The organism is Vreelandella subterranea (genome assembly GCF_900111305.1).
Taxonomy (GTDB): domain Bacteria; phylum Pseudomonadota; class Gammaproteobacteria; order Pseudomonadales; family Halomonadaceae; genus Vreelandella; species Vreelandella subterranea.
This window is the reverse complement of record NZ_FOGS01000003.1, coordinates 237176-262330: the sequence shown is the minus strand read 5'-3', so window position 1 is coordinate 262330 and position 25155 is coordinate 237176. Positions and strand designations below refer to the sequence as shown.

General features: G+C 61.3%; 21 protein-coding genes. 5 read left to right on the top strand and 16 right to left on the bottom strand.

Going from position 1 to position 25155, the window contains the following annotated elements:
• Positions 1 to 25: 25 nt before the first annotated feature.
• From tatC to BMX75_RS06705, 13 genes are all read right to left on the bottom strand, one after another.
• A complete protein-coding gene (gene tatC, locus BMX75_RS06765) occupies positions 26 to 811 on the bottom strand; it encodes a twin-arginine translocase subunit TatC (protein WP_092826436.1) in 786 nt (261 codons plus the stop codon).
• Positions 808 to 1230: a Sec-independent protein translocase protein TatB gene (gene tatB, locus BMX75_RS06760; protein WP_092826434.1), complete on the bottom strand. Its 423-nt coding sequence runs from the start codon at positions 1228 to 1230 to the stop codon at positions 808 to 810. Before tatB ends, tatC begins: the two co-directional genes overlap by 4 nt.
• 3 nt (positions 1231 to 1233) lie before the next feature.
• A complete protein-coding gene (gene tatA, locus BMX75_RS06755) occupies positions 1234 to 1506 on the bottom strand; it encodes a Sec-independent protein translocase subunit TatA (protein WP_092826432.1) in 273 nt (90 codons plus the stop codon).
• Between the two features lie 42 nt (positions 1507 to 1548).
• Complete coding sequence (locus tag BMX75_RS06750) at positions 1549 to 1911, bottom strand: phosphoribosyl-ATP diphosphatase (RefSeq protein ID WP_092826430.1); 363 nt, start codon at positions 1909 to 1911, stop codon at positions 1549 to 1551.
• Between the two features lie 21 nt (positions 1912 to 1932).
• Complete coding sequence (gene ubiB, locus BMX75_RS06745) at positions 1933 to 3555, bottom strand: ubiquinone biosynthesis regulatory protein kinase UbiB (protein WP_092826428.1); 1623 nt, start codon at positions 3553 to 3555, stop codon at positions 1933 to 1935.
• Positions 3552 to 4190, bottom strand: coding sequence for a ubiquinone biosynthesis accessory factor UbiJ (locus BMX75_RS06740; RefSeq protein ID WP_066318298.1), 639 nt, complete (start codon positions 4188 to 4190; stop codon positions 3552 to 3554). The genes ubiB and BMX75_RS06740 overlap by 4 nt, the downstream gene beginning before the upstream one ends.
• 22 nt (positions 4191 to 4212) lie before the next feature.
• Entirely contained in the window at positions 4213 to 4968 is a 756-nt protein-coding gene (ubiE, locus tag BMX75_RS06735; protein WP_066318301.1) for a bifunctional demethylmenaquinone methyltransferase/2-methoxy-6-polyprenyl-1,4-benzoquinol methylase UbiE, read from the bottom strand.
• Between the two features lie 122 nt (positions 4969 to 5090).
• Positions 5091 to 5474 (bottom strand): gamma-butyrobetaine hydroxylase family protein, encoded by a 384-nt coding sequence (locus BMX75_RS06730; protein WP_092826426.1) that lies wholly within the window; start codon positions 5472 to 5474, stop codon positions 5091 to 5093.
• A 78-nt stretch (positions 5475 to 5552) separates the two neighbouring features.
• Positions 5553 to 6875, bottom strand: a complete 1323-nt coding sequence (gene hslU, locus BMX75_RS06725; protein ID WP_092826424.1) for an ATP-dependent protease ATPase subunit HslU — start codon at positions 6873 to 6875, stop codon at positions 5553 to 5555.
• A gap of 10 nt (positions 6876 to 6885) precedes the next feature.
• Positions 6886 to 7419, bottom strand: coding sequence for an ATP-dependent protease subunit HslV (hslV, locus tag BMX75_RS06720; protein WP_066318308.1), 534 nt, complete (start codon positions 7417 to 7419; stop codon positions 6886 to 6888).
• Positions 7420 to 7555: 136 nt separating this feature from the next.
• The gene (locus tag BMX75_RS06715; protein WP_092826422.1) at positions 7556 to 8266 is read right to left on the bottom strand and encodes an SPOR domain-containing protein; all 711 of its coding nucleotides are present in this window, start codon (positions 8264 to 8266) and stop codon (positions 7556 to 7558) included.
• A gap of 3 nt (positions 8267 to 8269) precedes the next feature.
• Entirely contained in the window at positions 8270 to 9955 is a 1686-nt protein-coding gene (gene argS, locus BMX75_RS06710; protein WP_092826420.1) for an arginine--tRNA ligase, read from the bottom strand.
• Between the two features lie 118 nt (positions 9956 to 10073).
• Positions 10074 to 12296, bottom strand: coding sequence for a primosomal protein N' (locus tag BMX75_RS06705; RefSeq protein WP_092826418.1), 2223 nt, complete (start codon positions 12294 to 12296; stop codon positions 10074 to 10076).
• 144 nt (positions 12297 to 12440) lie between these two features.
• Between BMX75_RS06705 and rpmE the strand changes: the two genes are divergently transcribed.
• Positions 12441 to 12656 (top strand): 50S ribosomal protein L31, encoded by a 216-nt coding sequence (gene rpmE / locus BMX75_RS06700; RefSeq protein ID WP_044630499.1) that lies wholly within the window; start codon positions 12441 to 12443, stop codon positions 12654 to 12656.
• A 345-nt stretch (positions 12657 to 13001) separates the two neighbouring features.
• Positions 13002 to 14273, top strand: a complete 1272-nt coding sequence (locus BMX75_RS06695; RefSeq protein ID WP_092826416.1) for a malic enzyme-like NAD(P)-binding protein — start codon at positions 13002 to 13004, stop codon at positions 14271 to 14273.
• Between the two features lie 62 nt (positions 14274 to 14335).
• On the opposite strand, the gene BMX75_RS06690 is transcribed toward BMX75_RS06695, so the two are convergent.
• Positions 14336 to 15157, bottom strand: a complete 822-nt coding sequence (locus BMX75_RS06690) for an acyl-CoA thioesterase (protein WP_092826414.1) — start codon at positions 15155 to 15157, stop codon at positions 14336 to 14338.
• A gap of 86 nt (positions 15158 to 15243) precedes the next feature.
• Here BMX75_RS06690 and tadA point away from each other — a divergent pair, with 86 nt between their 5' ends.
• On the top strand, positions 15244 to 15711 hold the full coding sequence (gene tadA, locus BMX75_RS06685; RefSeq protein ID WP_217639866.1) for a tRNA adenosine(34) deaminase TadA: 468 nt from the start codon (positions 15244 to 15246) through the stop codon (positions 15709 to 15711).
• Position 15712: 1 nt separating this feature from the next.
• Here tadA and BMX75_RS06680 read toward each other — a convergent pair whose 3' ends face one another.
• Together BMX75_RS06680 and mltF are read right to left on the bottom strand one after the other, a co-directional pair.
• Positions 15713 to 17671: a GGDEF domain-containing protein gene (locus BMX75_RS06680; RefSeq protein ID WP_092826412.1), complete on the bottom strand. Its 1959-nt coding sequence runs from the start codon at positions 17669 to 17671 to the stop codon at positions 15713 to 15715.
• 12 nt (positions 17672 to 17683) lie between these two features.
• On the bottom strand, positions 17684 to 19147 hold the full coding sequence (mltF, locus tag BMX75_RS06675; protein ID WP_092826410.1) for a membrane-bound lytic murein transglycosylase MltF: 1464 nt from the start codon (positions 19145 to 19147) through the stop codon (positions 17684 to 17686).
• 184 nt (positions 19148 to 19331) lie between these two features.
• Here mltF and purL point away from each other — a divergent pair, with 184 nt between their 5' ends.
• Positions 19332 to 23267 carry a phosphoribosylformylglycinamidine synthase gene (purL, locus tag BMX75_RS06670; RefSeq protein ID WP_092826408.1) on the top strand — a complete coding sequence of 1312 codons (3936 nt, stop codon included), beginning with the start codon at positions 19332 to 19334 and terminating at the stop codon, positions 23265 to 23267.
• A gap of 28 nt (positions 23268 to 23295) precedes the next feature.
• Positions 23296 to 25101 (top strand): DNA repair helicase RadD, encoded by a 1806-nt coding sequence (gene radD / locus BMX75_RS06665; RefSeq protein WP_422822061.1) that lies wholly within the window; start codon positions 23296 to 23298, stop codon positions 25099 to 25101.
• Positions 25102 to 25155 lie beyond the last annotated feature (54 nt).

Below are 25155 nucleotides of genomic sequence, written 5' to 3'. Positions count from 1 at the left end.
TGCCTTCAGGCAGCGGCGGGTTATTTTATTCCTCGCCTGGCTCTTCAGCGGCTTTTTCCGCACGCCGCTTGCGGACCAGGCGCCCAAACAGAAGGCCAACCTCGTAAAGCAGGTACATGGGAACGGCCAGCAGGCTTTGCGAGATAACGTCGGGTGGCGTGAGCACCATGCCAATCACGAAACAGCCCAGGATAATATACGGGCGTTTTTGGGAGAGGCTTTCGACCGTGGTGGCGCCGGACAGAATCAGCAAAAAGGTGGCGACCGGAATTTCAAACGCCACGCCAAAGGCAAAGAATAGCTTGAGCACGAAGTTCAGGTACTGATTGATATCCGTCATCACCGTGATGTTGTCCGGCCCTGCCTGGGTGAAAAACGCAAACAGCAACGGGAACACCACGTAATACGCAAACGCCGCCCCGGCATAGAACAGCAGAATGCTGGAGACCAGAATTGGGACTGCCAGGGCTTTCTCGTTGTCGTAAAGCCCCGGCGCGATAAACGACCAGGCCTGGTGCAGCACGAACGGCACCGCAATGAACAGCGCGGTCACCAACGTCAGTTTGAATGGCGCAAGGAAGGGGGAGGCCACTTCGGTCGCGATCATTTGCGACCCCGGGGGCAGCAGCGCCATCAGCGGTTCTGCCACGAAAAGATAGATGTCGTTCGAGAACGCATAAAGCCCGAGAAAGATCACCAGAATCGCGATAACGGCCCGCATCAGTCGCGAGCGCAGCTCGATCAGGTGCTCGATTAACGGCGCTTGTTTCTGATCATTGTTGGGCTCCTGCGAATCACCAGAGGTACTCATGGGTGCTTGCTGTCCTTGGTCGATGACTCGGCGTCGGCCGACGCGGGGGCTTTCTCACGGACGGTTTCCAGCGCTTCATCCAGATGCGAGGCGGCACTGGCGGCACGCTTTTCCGTCGCTTCCGATGTATCGCCGGATGGCGACGCTGGCTTTTCGGGAGCGTCGGCTATCCGCTCTACGTCATGCTTGGCTTTACGAAGGCTGTCATCGAGCTTTTTCTGCTGGTCGGAGAGCGTTTTACGCAGATCTTCCGCTTCGAGCTGGGCGCTGATTTCGCGCTGCATGCCCGAGACGGTGCGCTTGATCTTGCCGACCCACAGGCCCACCGTGCGCGCCGCGCGCGGCAGGCGTTCCGGGCCCAGTACCAGTAGCCCGACAACGCCAATGACCAGAATTTCAAAAAAGCCAAAATCGAACATGGCTTATTTGCGCTCGTCGTTTTCAGCTGCCTGCTTGTCTTTCTCTTCGGCCTGAACGTCGTAAGTGTTGCCGGCCTCATCGTGACGGACTTTCGCCTGGGGCTGATCGTCGTCCTTCTTGTCGGCGTCCTTCTCGTCCTCATGGACGGCTTTCTTGAAGCCTTTTACCGCGCCGCCCAGGTCGGTACCGACGTTGCGGAGCTTTTTCGTGCCGAAAACCAGGATGATGATGCCTAGTACAATCAGCAACTGCCAAATACTGATACCACCTAACATATGCGTGTCCTCGTGATGGGGCTGTGTTGCAAAGCCTGAAAGCTATTGTGGGCGTGTCGCTTTTTCGTCGTGGCCGGAAATGCCGAAACGGCGCGCCAATTCGTTGAGTACATCCTGATGATCCAGGTCCAGATGCGACAGCATCACCAGGCTATGAAACCATAGGTCGGCGGTTTCGGCGACCAGTGCCTGTCGTTCGTCAAAGCTGCCATGTTCGGCGTCTTTGGCGGCGAGCAGTGTTTCGGTGGCTTCCTCGCCGAGTTTTTCGAGTATCTTGTTCAATCCCTTGTAATGCAAGGAGGCAACATACGAATCGTCCGGCGACGCGTGCCGACGCTTACGTAATACGTCGGCGAGCGCATCAAGCACAGGTGCATTATTGGGGGTGGAAGGCGTCGTGTCCATGGGGATCCTCGGGTTCTTGAACTATTGCCATACCAGCAGCAGCAGACCGATGGCGGCGGCCACCAGCACCGGCCATTGCTGACTGCCTGCCCATTGGCTCAGGGGCTGCCAGGCCAGTGCCAGGCCCAACAGCACCAGGCCAATACGCAGGCGATGCTGGCGTTTGCCCTGGCGAGCCATTTGCTGTCGCATGTCGCTGATGGCAGAGGTCTGCTGGTGACGCTGGCGGTGCTCGTGCTCCATGCGGCTGAGCGCCTGATGCGCCAGTACCGGTAGCTCGGGTAACTGGTGCGCCAGTTCGGGTGCCTGGCGTTTCAGCGAGCGCCATAGACCGCCGACACCTGCCCGTTCTTTCATCCACTGCTCGAGATAGGGCTTGGCCGTGCTCCACAGGTCCAGGTCAGGGTAAAGCTGCCGACCCAGGCCCTCGATATTGAGCAGGGTTTTCTGCAAGAGTACCAGTTGGGGCTGTACTTCCATATTAAAGCGCCGCGCGGTCTGGAACAGCCCCAGCAGGACCTGGCCGAAGGATATATCTTTCAACGGTTTTTCCAGGATCGGTTCGCACACCGTGCGAATCGCCGCTGCAAACTCGTTGGCGCGGGTGTTTTCGCCCACCCAGCCGGACTCGATGTGCAGCGCGGCGACTTCGTAATAGTCCTGATGGAAAAATGCCAGCAGGTTGCGGGCCAGGTAATCCTGGTCCTCCCGGGTCAGGCTACCGACAATGCCGCAGTCAATGGCGATATATTGCGGATCTTCCGGGTTATCGCAGTTGACGAAGATATTGCCGGGGTGCATGTCGGCATGGAAGAAATTGTCGCGAAATACCTGGGTAAAGAAGATTTCCACGCCGCGTTCGGCGAGTTTCTTAAGGTTGGTGCCGTTGGCCTTGAGGGTGTCCAGGTCGGCAACGGGCACGCCGCGAATACGTTCCTGAACCATGACGTGGCGGCGGGTGAACGGCCAGTAGATGGTCGGTACGAACAGCAGCGGGGAGTCTTTGAAGTTGCGCTTGAGCTGCGAGGTGTTGGCGGCCTCCTTGTACAGGTCAAGCTCGTCGAACAGCGTGGACTCGTAGTCCCTGATGACTTCCACCGGGCGCAGGCGGCGCGCTTCGGGTACCTTGGCGAGCAACTTGGCCACCTGGTACATCAGCGCCATGTCCTGACGCATGATGCGGTCGATGCCGGGGCGAATGATCTTGACCACCACGTCTTCGCCGCTATGCAGCTGGGCGACATGAACCTGCGCAATGGAAGCCGAGGCCAGAGGCGCCGGGTCGAAGAACGCAAAGGCATCGCTGAGCGACATGTCGAGTTCTTTTTCCACCCGGGTCACGGCGTGCTCACCCGGAAAGGGGGGCACCTGATCCTGCAAGCGCTTGAGTTCGTCGGCGATGTCTTCGGGCAACAGGTCGCGGCGGGTGGAAAGCATCTGGCCGAATTTGATAAAAATCGGCCCCAGCGTTTCCAGCGCGAGGCGAAGGCGCTCGCCACGGGAACGCTGTCCGATGGGCAGCAGGCGTAGCGGCGAGAACCACAGCAGGAAGCGCAGCCACCAGGGCAGGCGATCAAGCGGCAGGAGCGTATCCAGACGGTAGCGGGCGATCACCCAGCTGATGCGAAACAGCCGCAAACTCATTGGCGCGCTCCTGCTCGCAGCCGTCGGTCGAGGCGCTTAAAGCGGGCCTCCAGGCGGTCAGTCGCCACCTCGAGGGCGGTCAACTGGTCGCGTAATACATCACGCTGCTGTCGGCCAGGCAGCAGGCGGGCTTCTTCAAACACGTACTCGGCGACGTCCTGCACCAGTTCGTCCCTGGTACGCAGACCCCAGTCAGCCGCTCGCCGCACGCCCTCGGCCAGCGAGTGGGCAGGCGTATCCCCAAGCCAGCGTGCCAGTTCGTTTTCCCAGTCGAGATCCAGGTCGAGGAGCAGCGTGCGCGTCGCTTCCAGTAAATGCACCTGGCCGCGTATCGCCAGCTTGCCTTCAAACATCAGCTGCTCGACCGACGTGCCGCCAAGCCAGGCTGACAGGGTTTCGGGGGTCAGTTCCACGACGGCATCAGCGTGGCGGTCATCGAGATCGTCAGCGCGCAGCAGGTCGATCCCGGCGTCGTGATAATGAAGCACCAGGGCGAGCCTGGGCTGTTCGAAACGCACCAGCAGGCGACTCCCCGAAAGTCTGGCAAGCCGCGCGGGTGACGCCGGGTCACGGGCAAGCAGGGCGTTCAGCGTGCGTTCACATCCGGCCAGCAGCAGGGTCGGGGTTAGCAGCATGCTGACCTCTCGGTGGTTGGTGTCATAGCTTGATGCCGCGGTGCAGTGCCACGATGCCGCCGGTTAAATTGGTGTACTCCACCCGTTCCAGGCCGGCGTCTTCCATCATGCTTTTCAGCGTTTCCTGGTCGGGGTGCATACGAATCGATTCCGCCAGATAGCGGTAGCTTTCGCCGTCGCCTGCCACCCATTCGCCCATTTTCGGCAACAGGCGGAAAGAATATTCGTCGTAGGCCTTGGTCAGCAGCGGGTTGTTGGGTTTGGAGAACTCCAGCACCAGCAGGCGGCCGCCGGGTTTGAGGACACGTGCCATGGAACGCAGCGCGGCGTCCTTGTCGGTGACATTACGCAAGCCAAACGCGATGGTGATGCAGTCAAAGCTGTTGTCGGGAAACGGCAGGCATTCGGCATTGGCCTGCACATACTCGACGTTGCTGCCCACGCCGTTGTCCATCAGCTTGTCGCGACCCACGTTGAGCATGGAGGCGTTGATATCGGCGAGCACAACTTTGCCCCGCGGGCCGACCAGGCGGGAAAATTTAAGTGTCAGATCACCGGTGCCGCCTGCAATATCGAGCACCTGGTGGCCCGGCCGAACGCCGGCGCGCTCGATGGTGAGGCGTTTCCAGACACGATGAATGCCCATCGACATCAGGTCGTTCATGACGTCGTAACGTGCGGCGACCGAGTGGAAAACGTCGGCTACCCGAGAGGCTTTTTCGTCGAGAGGCACTTCCTGATAACCAAAATCGGTCGTGCGTTTATCCGTGGGGCTCATGGGGCTCTGGCTCCAGCGTTCGAGGCGATGAGCGTCGACCCAGCGGTCGCCGCATTGATAAGGTTGACGACATTGTAGCCTTGTCCGCCCCGACTTGTCTGCGTTTGCTCTGGGGCGTTACGTCACAGCTGTTTGAACTGGATACTGGTAGGCTCGCGGGAGGCCCCGGCCTCCTCCAGCCGTTGCAGGTAGTTTTCCCAGTAGGCCGTTTGATGCTGGGCCAGATCATAGAGGTAGTTCCAGCTGAACAGGCCGCTGTCGTGGCCGTCGTCAAAGTGCAGTTTGAGCGCGTAGTTGCCTGCCGGGGTGATGTTTTGCAGCCCTACATCCTTTTTGCCGACCTGCAGCACGGCGGTATCGCCGCCATGGCCGCGTACCTCGGCAGAGGGCGAGTAAACCCGCAGCAGTTCTACCGGCAGGCGATAGCTTTCGCCATTGGCGTAGCCGAGCTCAAGCTCGCGGGTCGACTTGTGATAGTGAACCCGGGTGGGCGTGGGAGCAGTCATGATACACCTCAAAAGCGGCTGGGTGTCGGCGGCCAGGGATGGCGCGCCAAGGCTCGGCATCCCTGCCGAGCCAACAGGTTACAGAATATAGCGCGACAGGTCTTCGTCGACGGCTAGCTCACCTAGCTGGGCATTCACGTAATCGGCATCGATCACCAGCGGGCTTTCCATGTCGCCGCCCTTGAACGAGGCCTCTTCCAGCAGGCGCTCCATGACGGTATGCAGGCGACGCGCGCCGATGTTCTCGGTACCTTCGTTGACCTGCCAGGAAATTTCGGCGATGCGCTCGATACCGTCCTGGGTGAACTCGATGTCCAGCCCTTCGGTGGCCAGCAGGGCCGTGTATTGCCTGGTCAGCGACGCCGACGGTTCGGTCAGGATGCGCTTGAAGTCGCCGGGGGTCAGCGCATCCAGCTCGACGCGGATGGGCAGGCGGCCCTGCAGTTCGGGGATCAGATCCGACGGCCGCGACAGATGGAAGGCACCGGAGGCGATAAACAGGATGTGGTCGGTCTTGACCATGCCGTACTTGGTCGAGACGGTCGACCCTTCGATAAGCGGCAGCAAGTCGCGCTGCACACCCTCGCGAGAGACTTCGCCGCCGCTCGACTGGCCGCTGCCCTTGGCGACCTTGTCGATTTCATCCAGGAAAACGATACCGTGCTGCTCGACCGCTTCCACGGCGCGGGCCTTGATCTCTTCCTCGTTGACCAGCTTGCTGGCCTCTTCGTCGCGCAACAGGCCGAAGGCTTCCTTGACCTTGACACGGCGTGTTTCGCGCTTCTGCTGGCCCATGTTGGAAAACAGGCTCTGCAGCTGGCTGGTCATCTCTTCCATGCCGGGAGGCGTCATGATGTCGATACCCTGACCCTGGGCGGAAATCTCGATATCGATTTCCTTGTCGTCCAGTTCGCCTTCACGCAGCTTCTTGCGGAATGTCTGGCGGGTGCCGTTATCCTCGCGCGGCTTGTCTTCCTGGCCGCGGGGCGGCGGCAGTAGCGCATCGAGAATGCGGTCTTCGGCGGCATCCTCGGCCCGGTGGGCGACTTCTTCCTTGGCGTGTTCGCGGACCATCTTGATGGCCGCTTCGATCAGGTCGCGAATGATCGATTCAACGTCGCGACCCACGTAGCCCACCTCGGTGAACTTGGTGGCCTCGACCTTGATGAACGGTGCACGCGCCAGTTTGGCCAGGCGGCGGGCAATCTCGGTTTTACCCACGCCGGTGGGGCCGATCATCAGGATGTTCTTGGGCGTGACCTCCGGGCGCAGCTCATCGTCAAGCTGCATGCGGCGCCAGCGGTTGCGCAGGGCAATGGCGACGGCGCGTTTGGCATCCTGTTGGCCAATAATATATTGATCCAGGGCGTGGACGATTTCGCGGGGTGTCATCTGGGTCATAAAAGGGGCCTCAACGTTCGTTGGTGTTCAGCTCTTCAAGCGTGATGTGGTGATTGGTGAACACGCAGATGTCACCGGCGATAGCGAGAGATTTTTCGGTGATCTCCCGGGCGCCCAGTTCGGTATTTTCGAGCAGCGCCCGAGCACTGGCTTGCGCATAGTTGCCGCCGGAACCAATGGCGATGATGCCGCGCTCGGGCTCGACGACGTCACCGTTGCCGGTAATGATCAGCGAAGCACTGTGGTCGGCCACGGCCAACAGGGCTTCAAGGCGGCGCAGGGCGCGGTCGGTGCGCCAGTCCTTGGCAAGCTCGACGGCGGCCTTGGTGAGGTGCCCCTGGTATTTTTCAAGCTGGGCTTCAAAGCGTTCAAACAGGGTGAAAGCATCGGCGGTGCCGCCCGCAAAGCCCGCCAGTACCTTGCCCCGGTAGAGGCGGCGTACCTTGCTGGCATTGCCTTTCATCACGGTATTGCCCAGCGATACCTGGCCGTCACCCGCCAGGGCGACTTGGTTTCCGCGACGCACGGATACGATGGTGGTCATGGAGGTAACTCCTTGGGGGGAGGCTGGCTCCCGATGACGATCGGGTCGATGCTCGACCCTCGTTAAGCAGTTCCCAACAAAGTGCGGGCGGTCGATAAAAAATCAACCGCCCGCACGTCATTGGGGAGTGAGTTTGTCAATTCTGCAGTTGAATCAGCAGCGGCTCGATGCCTTGGGTAGCCATTAAATCCTGGGCGCGGTTGAGTTCGCGGGTATCTTCATAAGGGCCAACCTGTACGCGATGCCAGGTGTTGCCGTCGGCCTGGATCTCGCTGACCTGTGCCAGCAGGCTCAGATTACGCAGCCGTTGGCGCAGCTGTTCGGCATCGCTCAACTCGCGAAACGACGCGGCTTGCAGCACATAGCGGGCACCGTCTTCACTGGCCGTTTGCTGCGCAGTGCTGACCTGGTCTTCCGGGCGCATATTGGCCGCAATCACCTGGGCGATGGGGTCGTCACCGCTGGTGGTGCTGTCGGCTTCGGCGGCAGTTGGTGTCTCAACGCTGGAAGGCGGGGCCATGCCGGGGGCAATTACCTCCGTTTCAGGCAGCAGGGTGTAAAACTCGAAGGTTGGCATGGAGGTCTCTGTCGAGTCTTCGGTTTCCCGTGCAGCCTCGCGTGCTTCCCGCTCCTCGGCGCTGGACTCAGACGCCGTTTGAACGGCGTCATCCGGCGTGTCCTGCCAGGGGGCGGTGCCATGCTGGTGTTGAGCCAGAAAGAAACCGGCCGCCATGCCCGCCAGGCCCCATAGCCAGCCGGGCAAGCGGAACCCATCGCTCGAGCGGCGGGGCGATTTGCGCTGGCTCGTGGCGCCGCGGCGGGTGGGCTTTTTACGCGGGCTCGCCATGGCTTACATCTCCTCGGGGGCGCTGACCCCCATTAAATCCAGCCCATTGCGCAGCACCTGGCGGGTGGCAAGGCCCAGCGCCAGGCGCGTATTGCGCAGGGTGTCGTCCTCGACCATGACCTTGACGGCGTTGTAGCAGGTATGGAAATCCCCCGCGAGGTCAAGCAGGTATTGGGCGACCTGCTGGGGTTCGCGATTGTGGGTGGCGTTTTCGATGACTTCCGGGTAGCGGGCCAGGCGGTTGAGTACGGCACGCTCCTGGTCGCTGTCCAGCAGGGCCAGGCTGGCCATGGCAAGGTCGTGATCGAAAGGCTGTCCTGCCGCTTCGGCCTTGCGCAGCATGCTGCACACCCGGGCGTGGGCATACTGAATATAGTAGACCGGGTTGTCGTTGGACTGGGAGCGCGCCAGGTCGATATCAAAGGTCAGTTGCGAGTCGGCCCGGCGGGCGGCCAGGAAGAAACGCGTCGCGTCGCGGCCCACTTCGTCGATCAGGTCGCGGACGGTGACGTAGCTGCCCGCGCGCTTGGAGAGTTTTACCTCGACGCCGGAGCGGGTCACCATCACCATCTGGTGCAGCACATAGTCCGGCCAACCTTTGGGGATGCCGACATTCAGCGCCTGTAGCCCGGCGCGTACCCGGGTGATGGTCGAGTGGTGGTCGGCCCCTTGCTCGTTGATCACCGTCGTGAAGCCGCGCTGCCACTTGTCGAGATGGTAGGCCACGTCGGGCAGGAAGTAGGTATAGCCGCCTTCCCGCTTGCGCATTACGCGGTCCTTGTCATCGCCAAAGTCGGTGGTGCGCAGCCACATGGCGCCGTCTTCTTCATAGGTATGGCCTGCGGCAATGAGTTTCTCGACCGTGGCGTCCACCTTGCCGTCGTCATACAGCGAAGATTCCAGAAAGTAGACGTCAAACTCGACGCCGAAGGCTTTCAGGTCGAGGTCCTGCTCCCGGCGCAGCCAGGCCACGGCAAAGGCTTGAATCGCGTCAAGGTCATCGGCGTTGGCATTGGCGGTGACCTCGCGATCATCGGCGCTCACCGTTTTGCCCGCCATGAAATCCCTGGCGACATCCATGATGTATTCGCCGCGATAGCCGTCTTCCGGCCAGCTGTCATCCTCGGGGCCAAGCCCTTTGGCGCGCGCCTGTACCGAGCGCGCCAGGTTGTCGATTTGCGCGCCCGCATCGTTGTAGTAGAACTCGCGGGTCACGTCATAGCCGCTGGCATCGAGCAGGCGACACAGGCAGTCGCCGATCGCAGCGCCACGGCCATGGCCCACGTGCAATGGTCCGGTGGGGTTGGCGGAGACAAACTCGACCTGTACTTTCTCACCTCTGCCAATCAGGCTGCGGCCAAAGGCATCGCCGCTGTCGAGTACCTGGGCGACAATTTGCGCGGCGGCGTCCGAGGCAGCAAAGAAGTTGATGAACCCGGGACCGGCAATTTCGGTTTTCTGGATGGCGTCGCTTGGCGGCAGTGCCGCGACCAGGGCGTCGGCCAGTTCGCGGGGCTTCATGCCGGCCGGTTTGGCCAGCATCAGCGCCAGGTTGGTGGCGTAATCACCGTGGGCCTTGTCCTTGGTGGGGTCCACCTTGATGGTGGGCGCTAGATCAGCGGGCAGCACGCCTTGGTGTTTGAGCGCGGAAACCGCGCCGTCGAGCAGTGAACTAATCGTGTCTTTCATTTAAGTATCCGGGTGTTAATCAGTGGCGGCGTGGGCATGCACGCATCGCTATTCAGCGGCAAGGTGCCCCATTATCGGCAATTGAGCCGCAGTTTCAAAGCGATGTGTCGGCTGGCGCCTAGGACAGGCTTTGTGGATCAATGTCGATCGACCAGCGAACCCGGCGTGCGTCGCGGTTGGCTTCCAGCCATTGGGTCAACCAACTGGCGGCGGCGTGCAGTTGGCTTCGCTTGTCTGCGGTCAGCATGACCTGCAGGTGGTAACGGTTCTGGCGGCGCTCCATGGGGGCGGGGACCGGCCCCAGGCAGCGGGCTTGTGCGTCGCTGCTGGACAGCCATTGGCGCAGGGCTTGGGCGGCCTGCCGGGCCAGGCCAAGCGCGGCCTCTTCCTTGGGGCTTTCAATGCGTAGCAGTGCCATGAAGCAGAATGGCGGCAGCTGCGCGAGGCGGCGCTCTTCCAGCAGGTTGCGCGCCAGTGTGCCATAGCCGTGTTCGGCAAGCTGGCCCAGGTGTGGGTCGTCGGGATGCAGGGTCTGCACCAGCACGCGTCCTGGGTGGGCCGCCCGGCCGGCGCGACCGGCGACCTGCTCGAGCAGCTGGGCGCTGTGTTCCAGGGCCCGGAAATCCGCCGCGTAGAGCCCGCCGTCGGCATTGACCACCACCACCAGCGTCACATGGGGGAGATGGTGGCCCTTGGCGAGCATTTGCGTGCCTACCAGCAGGCAGGGGTCGCCGCGCTGGATCTCCTTCAGCATCTGCTCGAAACTGTCCTTTTTCCGCGTGCTGTCGCGGTCGATGCGCTGCACCGTGGTCTTGGGGAACAGGCTTTGCAGGGTCTCTTCGGTACGCTCCGTGCCGCTGCCCAGAGCGCGTAAATCGCCACTGCCGCATTCCGGGCAAGCGTCCGGCAGGGCGCGGCGGCTGTCGCAGTGGTGGCAGGCAAGCAGCGGCGGCTGGCGGTGCAGGGTCATACGGGCGTCACACTGGCCGCATTCGGCAAGCCAGCCGCAGCTGTGGCAGGCCATTGTCGGCGCAAAGCCTCGCCGGTTGATGAAGATCAGCACCTGTTTGCCAGCGGCCAGGGTGTTTTTGATGGCGGTGAGGGAGGCCGGCAATAGCCCTCCCTGGCGCCGCTGGTGGCGCATGTCCACCAGCTCGAGTTTGGCGGGCGGGTGACGGCTGGGCCGCTGGGTTAGACGCAAATGCCGGTAAGTCCCCGTCAACGCCTGCTGCAGACTTTCCAGGGACGGTGTGGCGCTGCCCAGCAACAGGGGGATTTTATGGCGGTGGGCGCGGGCGACGGCCAGGTCTCGGGCGTGATAGCGCAAACCGTCCTGCTGCTTGTAGGAGCCGTCGTGCTCTTCGTCGACGATGATCGCACCAGGGTTGGCGAGAGGGGTGAAAATCGCCGAGCGGGTGCCGATGATGATCAGCGCCCGCCCGCTGGCGGCGGCCTCCCAGACGTCCAGGCGCTCGGGGTCGGTAAGCCCTGAGTGCAAGGCCACGACGGGTACGCGAAAGCGGCTTTTGAAGCGCGCCAGCGTCTGCGGCGTCAGGCCGATTTCGGGTACCAGCACCAGCGACTGCTTGCCCTTGGCCGCCACCGCCTCGATCAGCTGCAGATAAACTTCGGTCTTGCCGCTGCCGGTAACGCCCTCCAGCAAGCAAGGGTGGTAATCATCGAGTTTTTCATGCAAGGCGGCCAGCGCCGTCGCCTGCTCCCGGTTAAGCGGCAACGCAGGGCTTGCCAGCAGGCTGCCGCCGGGAGGCGTGGGGGCAGTGAGAGTAATGTCCTGCGCCTCGGCCAGGCCCTTTTTTTCCAGCGCGAGTAACTGGTCGCGGCTAAACCCATGCGCATTGACCGCGCGTCCCGGCAACCCGTGGGGATGCTGTTGCAGCAGCGCGTGTAACGCCGCCTGCTTCGGGGCGCGGCTCAAGCGGTCATCGTCCGGCGTACCCGACGCCCGCCAGAGTGTTTGCGTGCGTCCGGCCATCGGATGGCCCTGGCGTAGCCGTGCCGGCATCGCCATGGCCAGGGTGTCGCCCAGACTATGCTGGTAGTAGCGCGCCGTGAACTGGCAAAGCCATAGCCAATCGGCGGGCAGCGGGGCGTCGTCCAATGTTTCGCTGACGCTGCGCAGTTGGGCGTGCGGCAGGTCGCTGTGGTCCGCCAGTTCAGCGATCACGCCGACGACATCGCGATGGCCGAACGGAACGCGGACGCGCAGACCGACCTGCCAGCCACCGGGCGGTGGCTGGCGGCTGGGCAAGTAGTCGAACAGGCGTCGCAGCGGCGACGGCAGGGCGATTTTGAGCACCTGGGCGGAAACAGCGTCGGACAATTGGCCTCCGGCATTAGTTTTGCTAGAATACGCGGCCGCTCTGACTTTAAACGAAGGAGCGATTAACCGGTTAGTCGTTTTTTAAACCCGTATGCGGTGCCTGGCACGAGATCAGGTGGCGGCATACCGCTGATGAGGCTCAAGATGAAACAAGGTATCCATCCGAATTACAACACGGTCACCGCCAACTGTTCCTGCGGTGCTAGTTTCCAGGTGGGTTCCACGTCGGGTCAGGATTTCTCCCTGGACGTGTGCTCCAACTGCCACCCTTTCTACACCGGTAAGCAGAAACAGGCGACCACCGGTGGCCGTGTAGAGCGCTTCAACAAGCGTTTTGGCGCTGCAATCAAGCGCGGCTGATCTTACGATCCGCCATATCGAAAGCCCCAGGGCTTGCGAAAACCCACGCCAAGGCGTGGGTTTTTTTATATGGGTGACGAGAGCGTTGCAATAACGAGCCGCCCTATGTCGGGTTAAAATGGAAAAAATTTCCACAAATGCTGCATTGCATTAATGGAAACAACCCTTATCGTTGAAGCATTTACGCATAAATTTCATTAAAAATGTTTTAAATGTTACGAAATGAAGGTAAAAGTCGATTAAACGACCGTTTTCATGTCGGGTTTACCGCTTGCTTGAGCGGGCCGGGGTTTTTCTATATTCTGACACCACTTATCTCCTTTCTATGTAACTGGACCCTTGACCATGACCGATGCAAACAAGCAGGCCGCTTTGGATTATCACGCGAAGCCGATTCCCGGCAAGCTGTCGGTGGAGTTGACCAAACCCACCGCGACGGCACGGGATTTAGCGCTGGCGTATAGTCCTGGGGTGGCCGAGCCGGTCAGGGAGATCGCCCGCGAAGCCGAAAATGCCTATCGCTACACTGGTAAAGGAAACCTGGTCGCGGTCATTTCCGACGGCAGCGCGATTCTCGGGCTGGGCAACCTGGGGCCGTTGGCCAGCAAGCCGGTAATGGAAGGCAAGGGCGTACTGTTCAAGTGTTTCGCCGGTATCAACTCGGTGGATATCGAGGTGGATGCGGAAAGCCCGCAGGCGTTTATCGACACAGTGGCGCGCATTGCCGATACCTGGGGCGGGATCAATCTCGAAGACATCAAGGCGCCTGAATGTTTTGAAATCGAAAAGGCGCTGATCGAGCGCTGCAGTATCCCCGTGTTTCACGACGACCAGCACGGCACGGCGATTGTCACCGCCGCGGGCATGCTGAACGCGCTGGACATTGCCGGTAAAACGATCGACAACGTCAAGATTGTTTGCATGGGTGCGGGCGCGGCGGCCATTGCCTGCATGCGGCTACTGGTATCCTGTGGGGCGAGCAAGGAAAACTTGATCATGCTCGACCGTCGCGGGGTTATTCACAGCGATCGCGAAGGCATCAATGAATACAAGGCCGAGTTTGCCCGGGACACGGACATGCGCACCCTGGATGACGCCATCGACGGTGCCGATGTGTTTATCGGTTTGTCAGGCCCTGGCTTGTTGTCGGCTGAGCAGGTGAAGACAATGGCGCCGGATCCGGTGATTTTCGCCTGCACTAACCCGGACCCCGAAATTCATCCCGATGTCGCCCGGGAGGCGCGCCCGGATGTGATCATGGCGACCGGTCGCTCCGACTTCCCCAACCAGGTGAATAACGTTCTGGGCTTCCCGTTCATCTTTCGCGGCGCGCTTGACGTGCGCGCGACGCGTATCAACGAAGCCATGAAGCTGGCGGCGGTGCACGCGCTCAAGGACCTGGCCCGCGAGCCGGTTCCCCAGGAGGTGCTGGATGCCTACGAGCGTGCCGACATGAAGTTTGGCCGCGAGTACATCATTCCCACCCCCGTCGATGTAAGACTGCTGGCGCGGGTTTCCTCGGCGGTGGCCCAGGCGGCGGTGGACTCAGGCGTGGCACGCAAGCCCTATCCGGCTCACTACCCGCTTGCCACCATCAATGATGTCTACGGTGGATAGATCGCGACATCTGCTAATGTCATGTTGGTACCAACGCCCGCTATCCAGCGGGCGTTGGTCGTTCAGTCGGCGGTTGAATAGCGTGTCAGGCCTTCCTGGGCGGTAGAGGCAATCAGGCGGCCGTCCCGCTGGTAGATATGCCCCCGGGCAAGTCCACGGGCGCCACCCGCCCACGGCGAATCGATAACGTACAGCAGCCAATCGTCCAGGCGGGTATCGTCATGCAGCCAGAGGGCATGGTCCAGGCTTGCAATGCGCAGCTGCGGGTCGGTATAGCGGATGCCGTGTGGTGTCAGGCTGGTGGTCAGCAGGTTAAAGTCAGAGGCATAGGAGAGCAGGTGACGGTGGAGGGCCGGGTCATCGGGTAGGCTGCCAGCCAGGCGAAACCACAGGCACTGACCGGCAGGCTCTGACTGATCCGGGTTCCCTTTGAGATGCAAAAACTCGATCGGGTGGCCAGGGAAGCGAGAATGTTTGACATCACCGCTTTCTATCAACGCCTCGGGTGTCGGCACCTCGGGCATCGCGCGCTGATGACTGAAGCTTGTTTCGTGACTCTGAAACGAGGCGCTGCAGAAAAAGATCGGGCGGCCCTTCTGAATCGCTGTCACGCGGCGAGTGGTAAAGCTGCCGCCGTCGCGAATGGTGTCCACCTGATAGACCACTGGCCGGTGAGGGTCCCCGGGGCGGAGAAAATAGCCGTGCTGAGAGTGCGGGCGGCGCTCGATGGGCACGGTGCGGCTGGCGGCGGCGAGCGCTTGCCCCAGTACTTGCCCGCCGTAGAGTTGGGGGAAGCCCAGGTCCTGGCTCTGGCCACGAAAAAGGGTGTCTTCAAGGACTTCTAGCTCAAGCAAATTGACCAGCGTATTCAGCGCGTCTGCCATTCTGGGTATCCTATAGTCTCTTATTCAGCGGCGCTCAATGGCGCCGTTCATACGATCGTTTTGTTACCTTAACGGAGTTTGCTGTGATTCGCAGCGATGAATTTTACATGCACCGGGCGCTCGACCAGGCGCATCTGGCGGCTGACATGGGCGAAGTGCCGGTGGGGGCTGTGGTGGTTGACGATGGCGGCAGGATTATCGGTGAAGCCGGCAATGCCCCGGTATCCAGCTGCGACCCAAGCGGTCATGCAGAAATTCGCGCCCTTCGGGCGGCGGCTCAGCAGCTAGGTAACTACCGTTTGTCCGGCTGTACGTTATTCGTGACGCTGGAACCTTGCATGATGTGTGTCGGGGCGATGATCCATGCCCGCCTGCGCCGCCTGGTCTACGCGGCTGCCGAGCCGCGCACCGGCATGGTCGAGTCTAAAGCCAATCTGCTGGCGCAGCCGTGGTTCAATCATGCCATTGACGTCGAGGGCGGGGTGCTGGCGGGGCAGTCAAGCAGGTGCTTAAAAGCTTTTTTTACCGCCAGGCGGGACGAAGCAGGCCGCTAGCCTAGTCGTCAACGCTGCCGGTAGCGACCTGGTTACGGCCTTCCCGCTTGGCACGATAAAGGGCCTTGTCGGCGGTTTGCATCATGCGCGTCATGTCGAACGGTTGAGGGTCGGTTACGCTCACGACCCCGGCGCTCAGGGTGATCGGCTCGCCATCGGCATGGGGCAAGCAGGCATGGATGATCTGCAGGCGTAGCGTATCGGCCAGCGTTCGGGCGGCCTCCATGTCCAGGCCGGGCATCAAGGCAACAAACTCCTCGCCGCCATAACGCGCAAAAATACCGCCATGCTGTTCCATCAGCGCCTCTCCCATTAACGCCATGCGTGACAGGTAGTCGTCGCCTACCAGGTGGCCCAACTGGTCGTTGACGCGCTTGAAGTGGTCAATATCAAACAGCGCCAGGCTGAGTGGCCGCTTGGATCGGTGCATGCTGACGTGGTCGAGAAAGTGGCGCCGGTTGGGGATGCCGGTCAGCTCGTCGTGGCTGGCCAGCCATTCAATCTCGCGCTGTAACTGACTGCGAGTGCGTATTTCCTGCTGCAGCGAGGTGTTGTTCTGCTGCATGGCGCGATGTTGATAACCCAGGCGCTTGAAGCTATAGATGACCAGGTACACGAGATAGGCAAAGGTCAGGCCCAGCACCAGGCTGATGGTGGGTAATCTTGGTAGTTGGCTAAGGAGGTGGTCACGGCGGGGCTGGTCGGAAAGCGTCAGTGCTCTGTCGCCTAGCTGGACGCGATGATGGTAGGTCCAGGGGCCAGGGCGGGAGGCATCGCCATGCTGGGCGAGCACTTGACCATCGGCGTGCCATTGCATCAAGCCTTCTTTGTCGGGTAACTGTTCAAACAGGCTTTTCGCCAGCAAAGGAAAGCTGACTGCCATCGCGGTTGCGCCTATATGGGCCTGTTGCGCGTTCATGACCGGCAGGTAGTAAATCATGCCGCGTTCGCCCTGCAGTAGTTCGATTATTTCCGTGCTGCCTTCTCGAACGCCGCGCAGCGCGGGTTCGAGCGCGGAGCGCCCCGCCGGTTGAACATCAAAAAGGCGAAGCCCTAAGAGGCTTAAATTAGCAGGTGTGGCGGGGTATACCTGGCGGATACCACTGTCAGGCGTAATAAAAGCGATGTTGATTAAATAGTTGAAATCACGCTGGTAGCCCCTGGCTTGATGTGCCCACTGGCGGTAGCTTGGCGGTTCTGACTGGAGTTCCCAGATGCGGGCGAAGCGGCGCATGGCGTCAAGGTGGCCGGTGATCTCTCGGTTGAGCTGGGTCGTCACGGATTGAACGCGTGTTTCAGCCTGCTTGTAAAGCGTGCGCTCGGCCTCAACGTGCAGCCGTTGCCAAAGTAGCAGTGATAGGCCAACCAGGCCAAGGGCCAGCCATAAGGCGGTGGACAAATAGCGTTTGCCGCGCCAATAGGGATACACATAAATAACGTGAGCCGTCAGCAGCGCCATATGGATGAGAAGCCCTGGCCATGCCGTGGCGTAATGCAACAGGGGGGTAAGCTCGGGGTGCAGCGCCGATTTCATGGCTTGTAAACTGGTCAGCAAGGCGGCGGCCCCCATCAGCAGGGGAGCCCCCAGTCGTGCCCGCAAATGCAGCATGAGTGCCAGCGCGTTGAGTTGGAGCGCCACCGTGGTGAGTAACGGAGCCCTGAGGGTTTCGATGGTCGCACCCGGCAAAACCTGCTCGGCCAGCAATTGCCATGTGGAGGTGGCAACCCACGCTTCTGGTAGCAGGTAGCTCAGTATGCCGGGGGTGAGTAATCCCAAAGTGCCTGCGGCGAGCAGACACATGACCGGCCAGGCACCGCGCATGACGGCCAACTGGGCAAGTGCCAGCAACCACAATGCCAGCGCGGTCATTCCCGGCGTCACCCACAGCAGCGTTGTCGCCCCCATCAAGACGGCGATAGCAAGCGTCAGCGCAAAACGGCTGCGAAACGTTGGAGGCATTACGGTCTCGACTTAATCAAGCGGCGGTATCAACTCGAACATTAACAGGGGGTCTGCGTTGACAGGCGTTTGCTCTAGCTGGAAGAACTGCTGGCGACTGCGTTCAACGTACTCGATCATTTCGTAGTAGCGCCGAATGTTGCGCACATAAATGACGGGTTCTCCGCCACGGGCGTAACCGTGGCGCGTCTTGCTATGCCATTCGCGCTGTTGCAACAAGGGCAGCGCCTCGCGCACATCCGCCCAGCTGTCCGGGTCACCGTCGCGCATTTCGGCGATTTTACGGGCATCGTAAAGATGCCCCAGGCCAACGTTATAGGCCGCCATTGCCATAAACAGACGGTCGTCTCCGGTGATGTCACTGGGCAGGCGGTCCATGATGCTGCGCAGGTAGCGTGAGCCGCCGTCGATGCTTTGCGCTGGGTCGCGGCGGTTCTCAATGTCCATCTCCTTGGCGGTAGGGCGGGTCAGCATCATCAGGCCGCGTACGCCGGTGGGCGAGACAGCCTCGGGATCCCAGTGGGACTCCTGGTAGCCGATGGCGGCAAGCAGTTTCCAGTCGAAGCCGGTATTCTCGGCGGCCTGCTTGAAGTCCTCGGTGAAGCGGGGAAGCCGGGCATCCAGATGGGTGAGGAAGGTGCGTGTACCGACATACTCGAGGTAATCGTCATGGCCGAAATAGCGTGCCACAAGTTGGTCGAGAGCCCCTGTCTGCTGAAGGTCTTCAAGAAAGCGGTTTGCTGCCTTGAGCAACCCCAGCCCCCGGCCACTGGGAACCGCCCAGGCCATCGAGACCGGATCGCCCAGCGGGAAGCCGTGCTCGACATTCTTAAAAAACAGCCGGTTAATGCGGAACTGATGTTCAAAAATCACGGCCGCGTCGAAACGGCCATCTTCGATTTGGGCCAGTAGCTCGGCGACCTCCAGCTCGTGGGACTCGCGCCAGCTTAATTCGGGATAGTCTTCCTGCAGCTCGCGTAATGCCTTACTTGTGCCTGCGCCGCTCAGTGTGCCCAGTGACAGGCCGACGAGGTCGCTGGGTTCAGTGATGCCGTTGAGTCCGCGACGGTAGACCACCAGTGGCTGCATGTTGATGATCGGCCGGGTGTAGTGAATGCCAGGCGTATCGGTGAGCAGGGGAAGCGCCGCTGCCCCCAGGTCGCCTTTCTCACGCACCGCGGGTAGCACGCTCTCGGGGTGGTGACTGGCATCGATGTTAAGGCTGACCCCCAGGCGATCGGCAAACCGCCGCATGAGCTCATACTCGAAGCCAGTTGGCCCGTGGCGGCCCTCATAATAGGTGGTCGGCGTATTGCGCGTATGCAGGGTGATGAAGTCGCGCTGGCGTATCTGCTCCAGGTGCTCGCCTTCCGGCACAAATGAAAAGGTCGGCATCATCACCAGCAGCGCAATGGCCGTTAGTGCATAGTAATAGCTTGAGCGAGCGAGAAAATGTCGGCAAATCAGCGTCAGCATAGTGTCTTGTCGGCGCGGGATAAGCTGCCACGATACCCAGCCATCGGCAGACTGTCACCTTGTTGATTTCGTGTGGCCGACGCTTTCCAGTATCATAGGCGTTGATTAGTGTCATAAAAGAAGGCCGCACGGCGGCCCGGTGATTTCCCTGCTCGAATTCTCCCTGCTCTAGAGGCTTCTGGATATGCTCGAACTGCGAGGCGCGCCCGCCCTTTCTGCCTTCCGTCATGCTCGGCTATTAGCGGTGCTGCGTGAACGTGTCCCCGAGGTCGAGGCGCTATCCGCCGACTACGTTCACTTTATCGACCATCACGCGCCGGTGGAGGCGGACGCTCATCAGCGGCTGGTGCAGCTGTTGGATTACGGCCATGAAGCAGCGGTTGAACCACCCAAGGGCGCACAGCGTTTTTTGGTGGTGCCGCGCATTGGTACTCAGTCCCCCTGGTCCTCCAAGGCCACCGATATTGCGCATAACTGTGGTTTGCACCAGGTCAGCCGCATCGAGCGTGGCGTCGATTACCGGATAAGCATGACCGCCATGCCGGATGAAGAGGGGCTCAAGGCGCTGACCGCCCTCCTGCATGACCGTATGACCGAAACCGTGCTCACCGATGCCTCGGATGCCGCCAAGCTGTTTGCCCACCACGACCCGGCGCCGCTGGGCAGCGTGGACATCATGACTGGCGGCCGTGAAGCCCTGGCCACCGCCAACCGTGAGCTGGGGCTGGCGCTTGCCGATGACGAGATCGATTATCTTGTCGAGGCCTTCAATGAATTGGAGCGCAACCCAAGCGATGTCGAGCTGATGATGTTCGCCCAGGCGAACTCAGAGCACTGCCGCCATAAAATCTTCAATGCCGACTGGCTGATTGACGGCGAGCCGCAAAGCCACTCGCTGTTCAAGATGATCAAGAACACCTTTGCCACCTCCCCGGACAACGTGCTGTCGGCCTACAGCGACAACGCGGCGGTGATCAAGGGCAGCCAGGCCGGGCGCTTTTTTGCGACACCGTTGACCGGTGCCGACGACGAGCGTGCCCTGTACGGCACCCATCAGGAACCTATCCACATCCTGATGAAGGTGGAAACCCATAACCATCCGACGGCGATTGCGCCGTTCCCCGGGGCGGCGACTGGCTCGGGCGGTGAAATTCGCGACGAAGGGGCGACCGGTATCGGCGGCAAGCCCAAGGCGGGGTTGTCCGGCTTTACCGTTTCCAACCTGCGTATCCCCGAGTTCGTCCAGCCCTGGGAAGCCTTCGACTATGGCAAACCCGAGCGCATGCAGTCAGCGCTTTCGATCATGCTGGATGGCCCGATCGGCGGTGCGGCCTTCAACAACGAATTTGGCCGACCCAACCTGACGGGCTATTTCCGTACCTACGAGCAGGACGTGCTCAGCGAAGACGGCATCGAGCGGCGTGGTTTCCACAAGCCGATCATGATCGCTGGCGGCTACGGCAATATTCGCGCCCAGCACGTCCAGAAAGGTGACATCCCTGTCGGCGGTAAGCTCATCGTCATGGGCGGCCCGGCGATGCTGATCGGCCTGGGTGGTGGGGCTGCCTCCAGCATGGCCTCCGGGGTGTCGAGCGCCGACTTGGACTTTGCCTCCGTGCAGCGGGAAAACCCGGAAATCGAGCGCCGTGCCCAAGAGGTGCTCGATCGCTGCTGGGCGCTGGGCGACCATAACCCTATCCGTTTTGTTCACGATGTCGGTGCTGGCGGGCTTTCCAATGCGCTGCCAGAGCTGGTCAAGGACGGCGGGCGAGGCGGGCTGTTTGACTTGCGTGCGGTGCCCAATGCCGAGCCGGGCATGAGCCCGCTGGAAATCTGGTGCAATGAAGCCCAGGAGCGCTATGTGCTGGCGGTGGCGGCCGACGACATGGCGACGTTCGAGGCGCTGTGCGCCCGCGAGCGCTGCCCTTACGCGGTGGTGGGCGAAGCGCTCGAGCAGCACCATCTTGAAGTGCGCGACGGCCATTTCGAGACCCGGCCGGTTGACCTGCCGATGAGCGTACTGTTCGGCAAGCCCCCCAAGATGCAGCGTGAGTTTAATCGCCAGTCGCCGACGCTATCGGGGGTGATGCTCGACAATCTGGACCTGCGCGAAGCGCTGGACCGCGTCCTGCGTCTGCCCACGGTGGCCTCGAAGAGCTTCCTGATTACCATTGGTGACCGCTCTATCACTGGGCAGGTGGCCCGGGACCAGATGGTCGGCCCCTGGCAGGTACCGGTCGCGGATGTCGCCGTGACAACCGCCAGTTTCGATACCCATGCGGGCGAGGCGATGGCCATGGGCGAACGCCCGCCGGTGGCCCTGATTGATCCAGCGGCCAGCGCCCGTCTGGCGGTGGCCGAGGCGATCACCAATCTGGCCGCGGCACCCATTGCCAAGCTGGGCGACGTCAAGCTTTCGGCCAACTGGATGAGCGCCGCCGACTACCCTGGCGAGAACCAGGCGCTTTACGACGCCGTGCACGCGGTCGGCATGGAACTCTGCCCGGCGCTGGGCATTGCCATTCCGGTGGGCAAGGACTCCATGTCGATGCGCACCGCCTGGCAGGCCGAAAATCCCCAGGGGGAGATGGAAGAGAAGTCCATTACCTCGCCGCTGTCGCTGGTGGTCACCGGCTTTGCACCCGTGACCGACGCCCTGGCGACCCTGACGCCGCAGATCAATCTGGAGCAGGACGAATCCGACCTGATATTGATCGATCTGGGCAACGGTCAGAATCGGATAGGCGGCTCGGCGCTGGCGCAGGTATACGGTCAGGTCGGCAATGAGTGCCCGGATGTGGATGACGCCGAAGACATCAAGGCGTTCTTCGAGGTGATTCAAGGCCTCAACCGCGATGGCAAGCTGCTGGCCTACCATGACCGCAGCGACGGCGGTTTGCTGGTGACGCTGCTGGAGATGGCGTTCGCCGCCCATTCTGGGCTTGAAATCAAGCTCGACTGGCTGGTCGACGAGCCGGTGGAAGCGTTTGGCGCGCTGTTTTCCGAAGAGCTGGGGGCGGTGATCCAGGTCAATCGCCAGGATACCGAAGAGGTGCTGACCCAGTTCGCCGTGGCCGGTATCGAAACCTGTGGCGTGATTGCCCGCCCGCGCTACGACGACCAGGTGCGCGTGACGCTGTTCGAAGAGCCGCTACTCGAAACCACACGCCAGCTCACCCAGCGCACCTGGTCTGAAACCAGCTATCGAATGCAGGCGCTGCGTGATAATCCTGAGTGCGCCAAGAATGAATTCGATAACCTGCTCGACGTTCGTGACCCCGGTCTCAGCGCTTCGCCGAGCTTTGATGTCAACGACGACATCAGCGCGCCATTTATCAACACCGCGAAACCGGCCATGGCCGTGCTACGCGAGCAAGGCGTCAATGGCCAGGTGGAAATGGCCTGGGCGTTCGACAAGGCCGGTTTTGACGCTGTCGACGTCCATATGAGCGATATCCTGGAAGGGCGGGTGTCGCTTGACGATTTCAAAGGCCTCGTCGCCTGCGGCGGTTTCTCCTACGGTGATGTCTTAGGCGCCGGCGGCGGCTGGGCGAAGTCGGTGCTGTTCAACGAGCGTGCCCGTGAGCAGTTTGCGGCGTTCTTCAAGCGTGACGACAGTTTCTCGCTGGGGGTGTGCAACGGCTGCCAGATGCTATCCCAGCTTCAGACATTGATCCCCGGCGCGGAAGACTGGCCCACCTTTGTGCGCAACGAATCCGAGCAGTTCGAGGCGCGCCTCTCCATGGTCCGGGTGGAAAAAAGTCCCTCCATCCTGCTGGCCGGTATGGAAGGCTCGCAGCTGCCCATTGCCGTGGCCCATGGTGAAGGTCAGGCCGCGTTCCGCGACAGTGCCCACCTGCGCCGGATGCAGTCGAGCAGCCAGGTCGCTCTGCGTTACATCGATAATTATGGTCAGGCAACCACCCGCTACCCGGCGAACCCTAACGGGTCACCGTCGGGAATTACCGGGCTGACCACCCCCGACGGGCGCGTCACCATCATGATGCCGCACCCTGAGCGCGTGGCGCGGGCGGTGACCAACTCCTGGCGCCCCAGCGAATGGACCGAGGACGGTGCCTGGCTGCGTCTGTTCCGTAATGCTCGAGCGTGGTTAGGCTAAGTCCTGACGCCCGAATACCAGGTGATGGATGACATACCCTCAAAAGGCGGCTTCAGGGCCGCCTTTCGCTGCTGATGCGATGACACCCAAGCTGCGCCCCTATCAAAGCCAGGCGGTTGGCCGCGTGGTTGAGCATTTCCGTGCTTCCCACGCCCCGGCGGTGGTGGTATTGCCCACGGGAAGCGGTAAATCGTTGGTGATTGCCGAGCTTGCCCGCCTGGCCCGAGGGCGAGTGCTGGTGCTGGCACACGTGCGTGAACTGGTCGAGCAGAACCACGCCAAGTATCAGGCCTACGGCCTGGAGGCCGATATATTCAGCGCCGGGTTGAAGCGTAAAGAGGCCGAGCGACAGGTGGTCTTTGGTTCGGTGCAGTCGGTGGTGCGCAACCTGGACCGGTTTGCCGACGGTCGCTTCACCCTGCTGGTGGTTGATGAGTGCCACCGCATTTCCCTCGATGAAGACGCCAGCTATCGTCAGGTAATCGACCACCTGCAGCAGCAAAACCCACAGCTTAAAATACTCGGCCTTACGGCAACGCCTTATCGCCTGGGGCAGGGGTTCATCTATCACCGCCATTATCACGGCATGGTGAAAGGCAATGATGACTGCTTCTTTCGCGACTGCGTGTTCGAGCAGCCGCTCAGGTTGATGGTCAAGCAAGGCTATCTGGCCGAGCCCAAACGCCGCGATATGGCGGTCGAAGGGTATGATTTTTCCCGCTTGATACCGGCGGCGACGGGGGCTTACTCGGAGGCGGCGCTGAATCAGGTGGTGGCGGGTAATCGGGCCACGCCGGGTATTATCCGCCAGGTCGTCGAGTTGGCGGAGGGGCGCCAGGGGGTGATGATCTTTGCCGCAACCATCGCCCATGCGGAAGAGATCATGGGCTATCTGCCGACGGGGCAGGCGGCGCTGATTACCGGTGCCACCGTATCCCAGGACCGCACGGCGATTATCGACGCCTTCAAAGCCCAAAGGCTTAAATACCTGGTCAACGTGGCCGTGCTGACCACTGGCTTTGATGCTCCCCACGTGGATTTGATTGCGATACTGCGGCCGACCGAGTCGGTCAGCCTGTATCAGCAGATGGTGGGTCGGGGGCTGCGCCTGGCACCTGGCAAGCAGGACTGCCTGGTGCTCGACTATGCAGGCAACCCCTGGGACCTCTACGCGCCGGAAGTGGGTGAACCCAGGCCGGATAGCGATAGCGAGCCGGTGCAGGTGGCGTGCCCTGAGTGTGGTCATGCCAACCTGTACTGGGGCAAGCGCGACGGTGAGCTGGTGATCGAACATTTTGGCCGCCGCTGCCAGGGGCTTGTCGAAGATGAAAACGGCACGCGCCAATGCGCGTTTCGCTTTCGCTTCAAGGTCTGCGATGAATGCGGCGCCGAGAACGATATCGCCGCCCGCCGTTGTCACGGCTGCCAAACGCTGCTGGTCGACGCGGATAGCAAGCTCAAGGATGCCCTGAAGCTGAAAGACGCCAGGGTGCTAAGGGTCAGTGGCATGTTACTGGAAGCTACCACCAACGGGCGCGGGCTGCCGCGGCTCAAGGTTACCTATCATGATGAAGACGGCGCGAGCCTGACGGAATGGTTTGCCCTGGAGACGTCGGCGCAACGGCGTGCTTTCTACGTAGCGTTTTTGCGCGATCATTTGCGCGCGCCGGGGATGCCCTGGCAACCTGCCACACCTCAGGCGGTTGTCAGCGAACAGCACCGCCTGCGCCATCCCGACTTCGTGGTCGGGCGCAAGGTAGGGCGCCACTGGCAGCTTCGCGATAAGCTGTTTGATTATCAGGGCCGCTACCGCAAAGCCAGCGATGCAGGTTAAGGTGGCTTGGTCACTTTATTAAGTAATGCCGATATTGGGATATTGATCCACTAG

What these genes read in the sequence shown, in the direction of transcription:
- BMX75_RS06750 (WP_092826430.1), bottom strand. Translation starts at nt 1,911, where the DNA reads ATGGACACGACGCCTTCCACCCCCAATAATGCACCTGTGCTTGATGCG.
- tatC (WP_092826436.1), bottom strand. Translation starts at nt 811, where the DNA reads ATGAGTACCTCTGGTGATTCGCAGGAGCCCAACAATGATCAGAAACAA.
- radD (WP_422822061.1), top strand. Translation starts at nt 23,296, where the DNA reads ATGACATACCCTCAAAAGGCGGCTTCAGGGCCGCCTTTCGCTGCTGAT.
- BMX75_RS06715 (WP_092826422.1), bottom strand. Translation starts at nt 8,266, where the DNA reads ATGGCGAGCCCGCGTAAAAAGCCCACCCGCCGCGGCGCCACGAGCCAG.
- tatB (WP_092826434.1), bottom strand. Translation starts at nt 1,230, where the DNA reads ATGTTCGATTTTGGCTTTTTTGAAATTCTGGTCATTGGCGTTGTCGGG.
- BMX75_RS06740 (WP_066318298.1), bottom strand. Translation starts at nt 4,190, where the DNA reads ATGCTGCTAACCCCGACCCTGCTGCTGGCCGGATGTGAACGCACGCTG.
- BMX75_RS06730 (WP_092826426.1), bottom strand. Translation starts at nt 5,474, where the DNA reads ATGACTGCTCCCACGCCCACCCGGGTTCACTATCACAAGTCGACCCGC.
- tatA (WP_092826432.1), bottom strand. Translation starts at nt 1,506, where the DNA reads ATGTTAGGTGGTATCAGTATTTGGCAGTTGCTGATTGTACTAGGCATC.
- purL (WP_092826408.1), top strand. Translation starts at nt 19,332, where the DNA reads ATGCTCGAACTGCGAGGCGCGCCCGCCCTTTCTGCCTTCCGTCATGCT.
- BMX75_RS06680 (WP_092826412.1), bottom strand. Translation starts at nt 17,671, where the DNA reads ATGCCTCCAACGTTTCGCAGCCGTTTTGCGCTGACGCTTGCTATCGCC.
- ubiB (WP_092826428.1), bottom strand. Translation starts at nt 3,555, where the DNA reads ATGAGTTTGCGGCTGTTTCGCATCAGCTGGGTGATCGCCCGCTACCGT.
- hslU (WP_092826424.1), bottom strand. Translation starts at nt 6,875, where the DNA reads ATGACCCAGATGACACCCCGCGAAATCGTCCACGCCCTGGATCAATAT.
- mltF (WP_092826410.1), bottom strand. Translation starts at nt 19,147, where the DNA reads ATGCTGACGCTGATTTGCCGACATTTTCTCGCTCGCTCAAGCTATTAC.
- BMX75_RS06690 (WP_092826414.1), bottom strand. Translation starts at nt 15,157, where the DNA reads ATGGCAGACGCGCTGAATACGCTGGTCAATTTGCTTGAGCTAGAAGTC.
- argS (WP_092826420.1), bottom strand. Translation starts at nt 9,955, where the DNA reads ATGAAAGACACGATTAGTTCACTGCTCGACGGCGCGGTTTCCGCGCTC.
- ubiE (WP_066318301.1), bottom strand. Translation starts at nt 4,968, where the DNA reads ATGAGCCCCACGGATAAACGCACGACCGATTTTGGTTATCAGGAAGTG.
- rpmE (WP_044630499.1), top strand. Translation starts at nt 12,441, where the DNA reads ATGAAACAAGGTATCCATCCGAATTACAACACGGTCACCGCCAACTGT.
- BMX75_RS06695 (WP_092826416.1), top strand. Translation starts at nt 13,002, where the DNA reads ATGACCGATGCAAACAAGCAGGCCGCTTTGGATTATCACGCGAAGCCG.
- hslV (WP_066318308.1), bottom strand. Translation starts at nt 7,419, where the DNA reads ATGACCACCATCGTATCCGTGCGTCGCGGAAACCAAGTCGCCCTGGCG.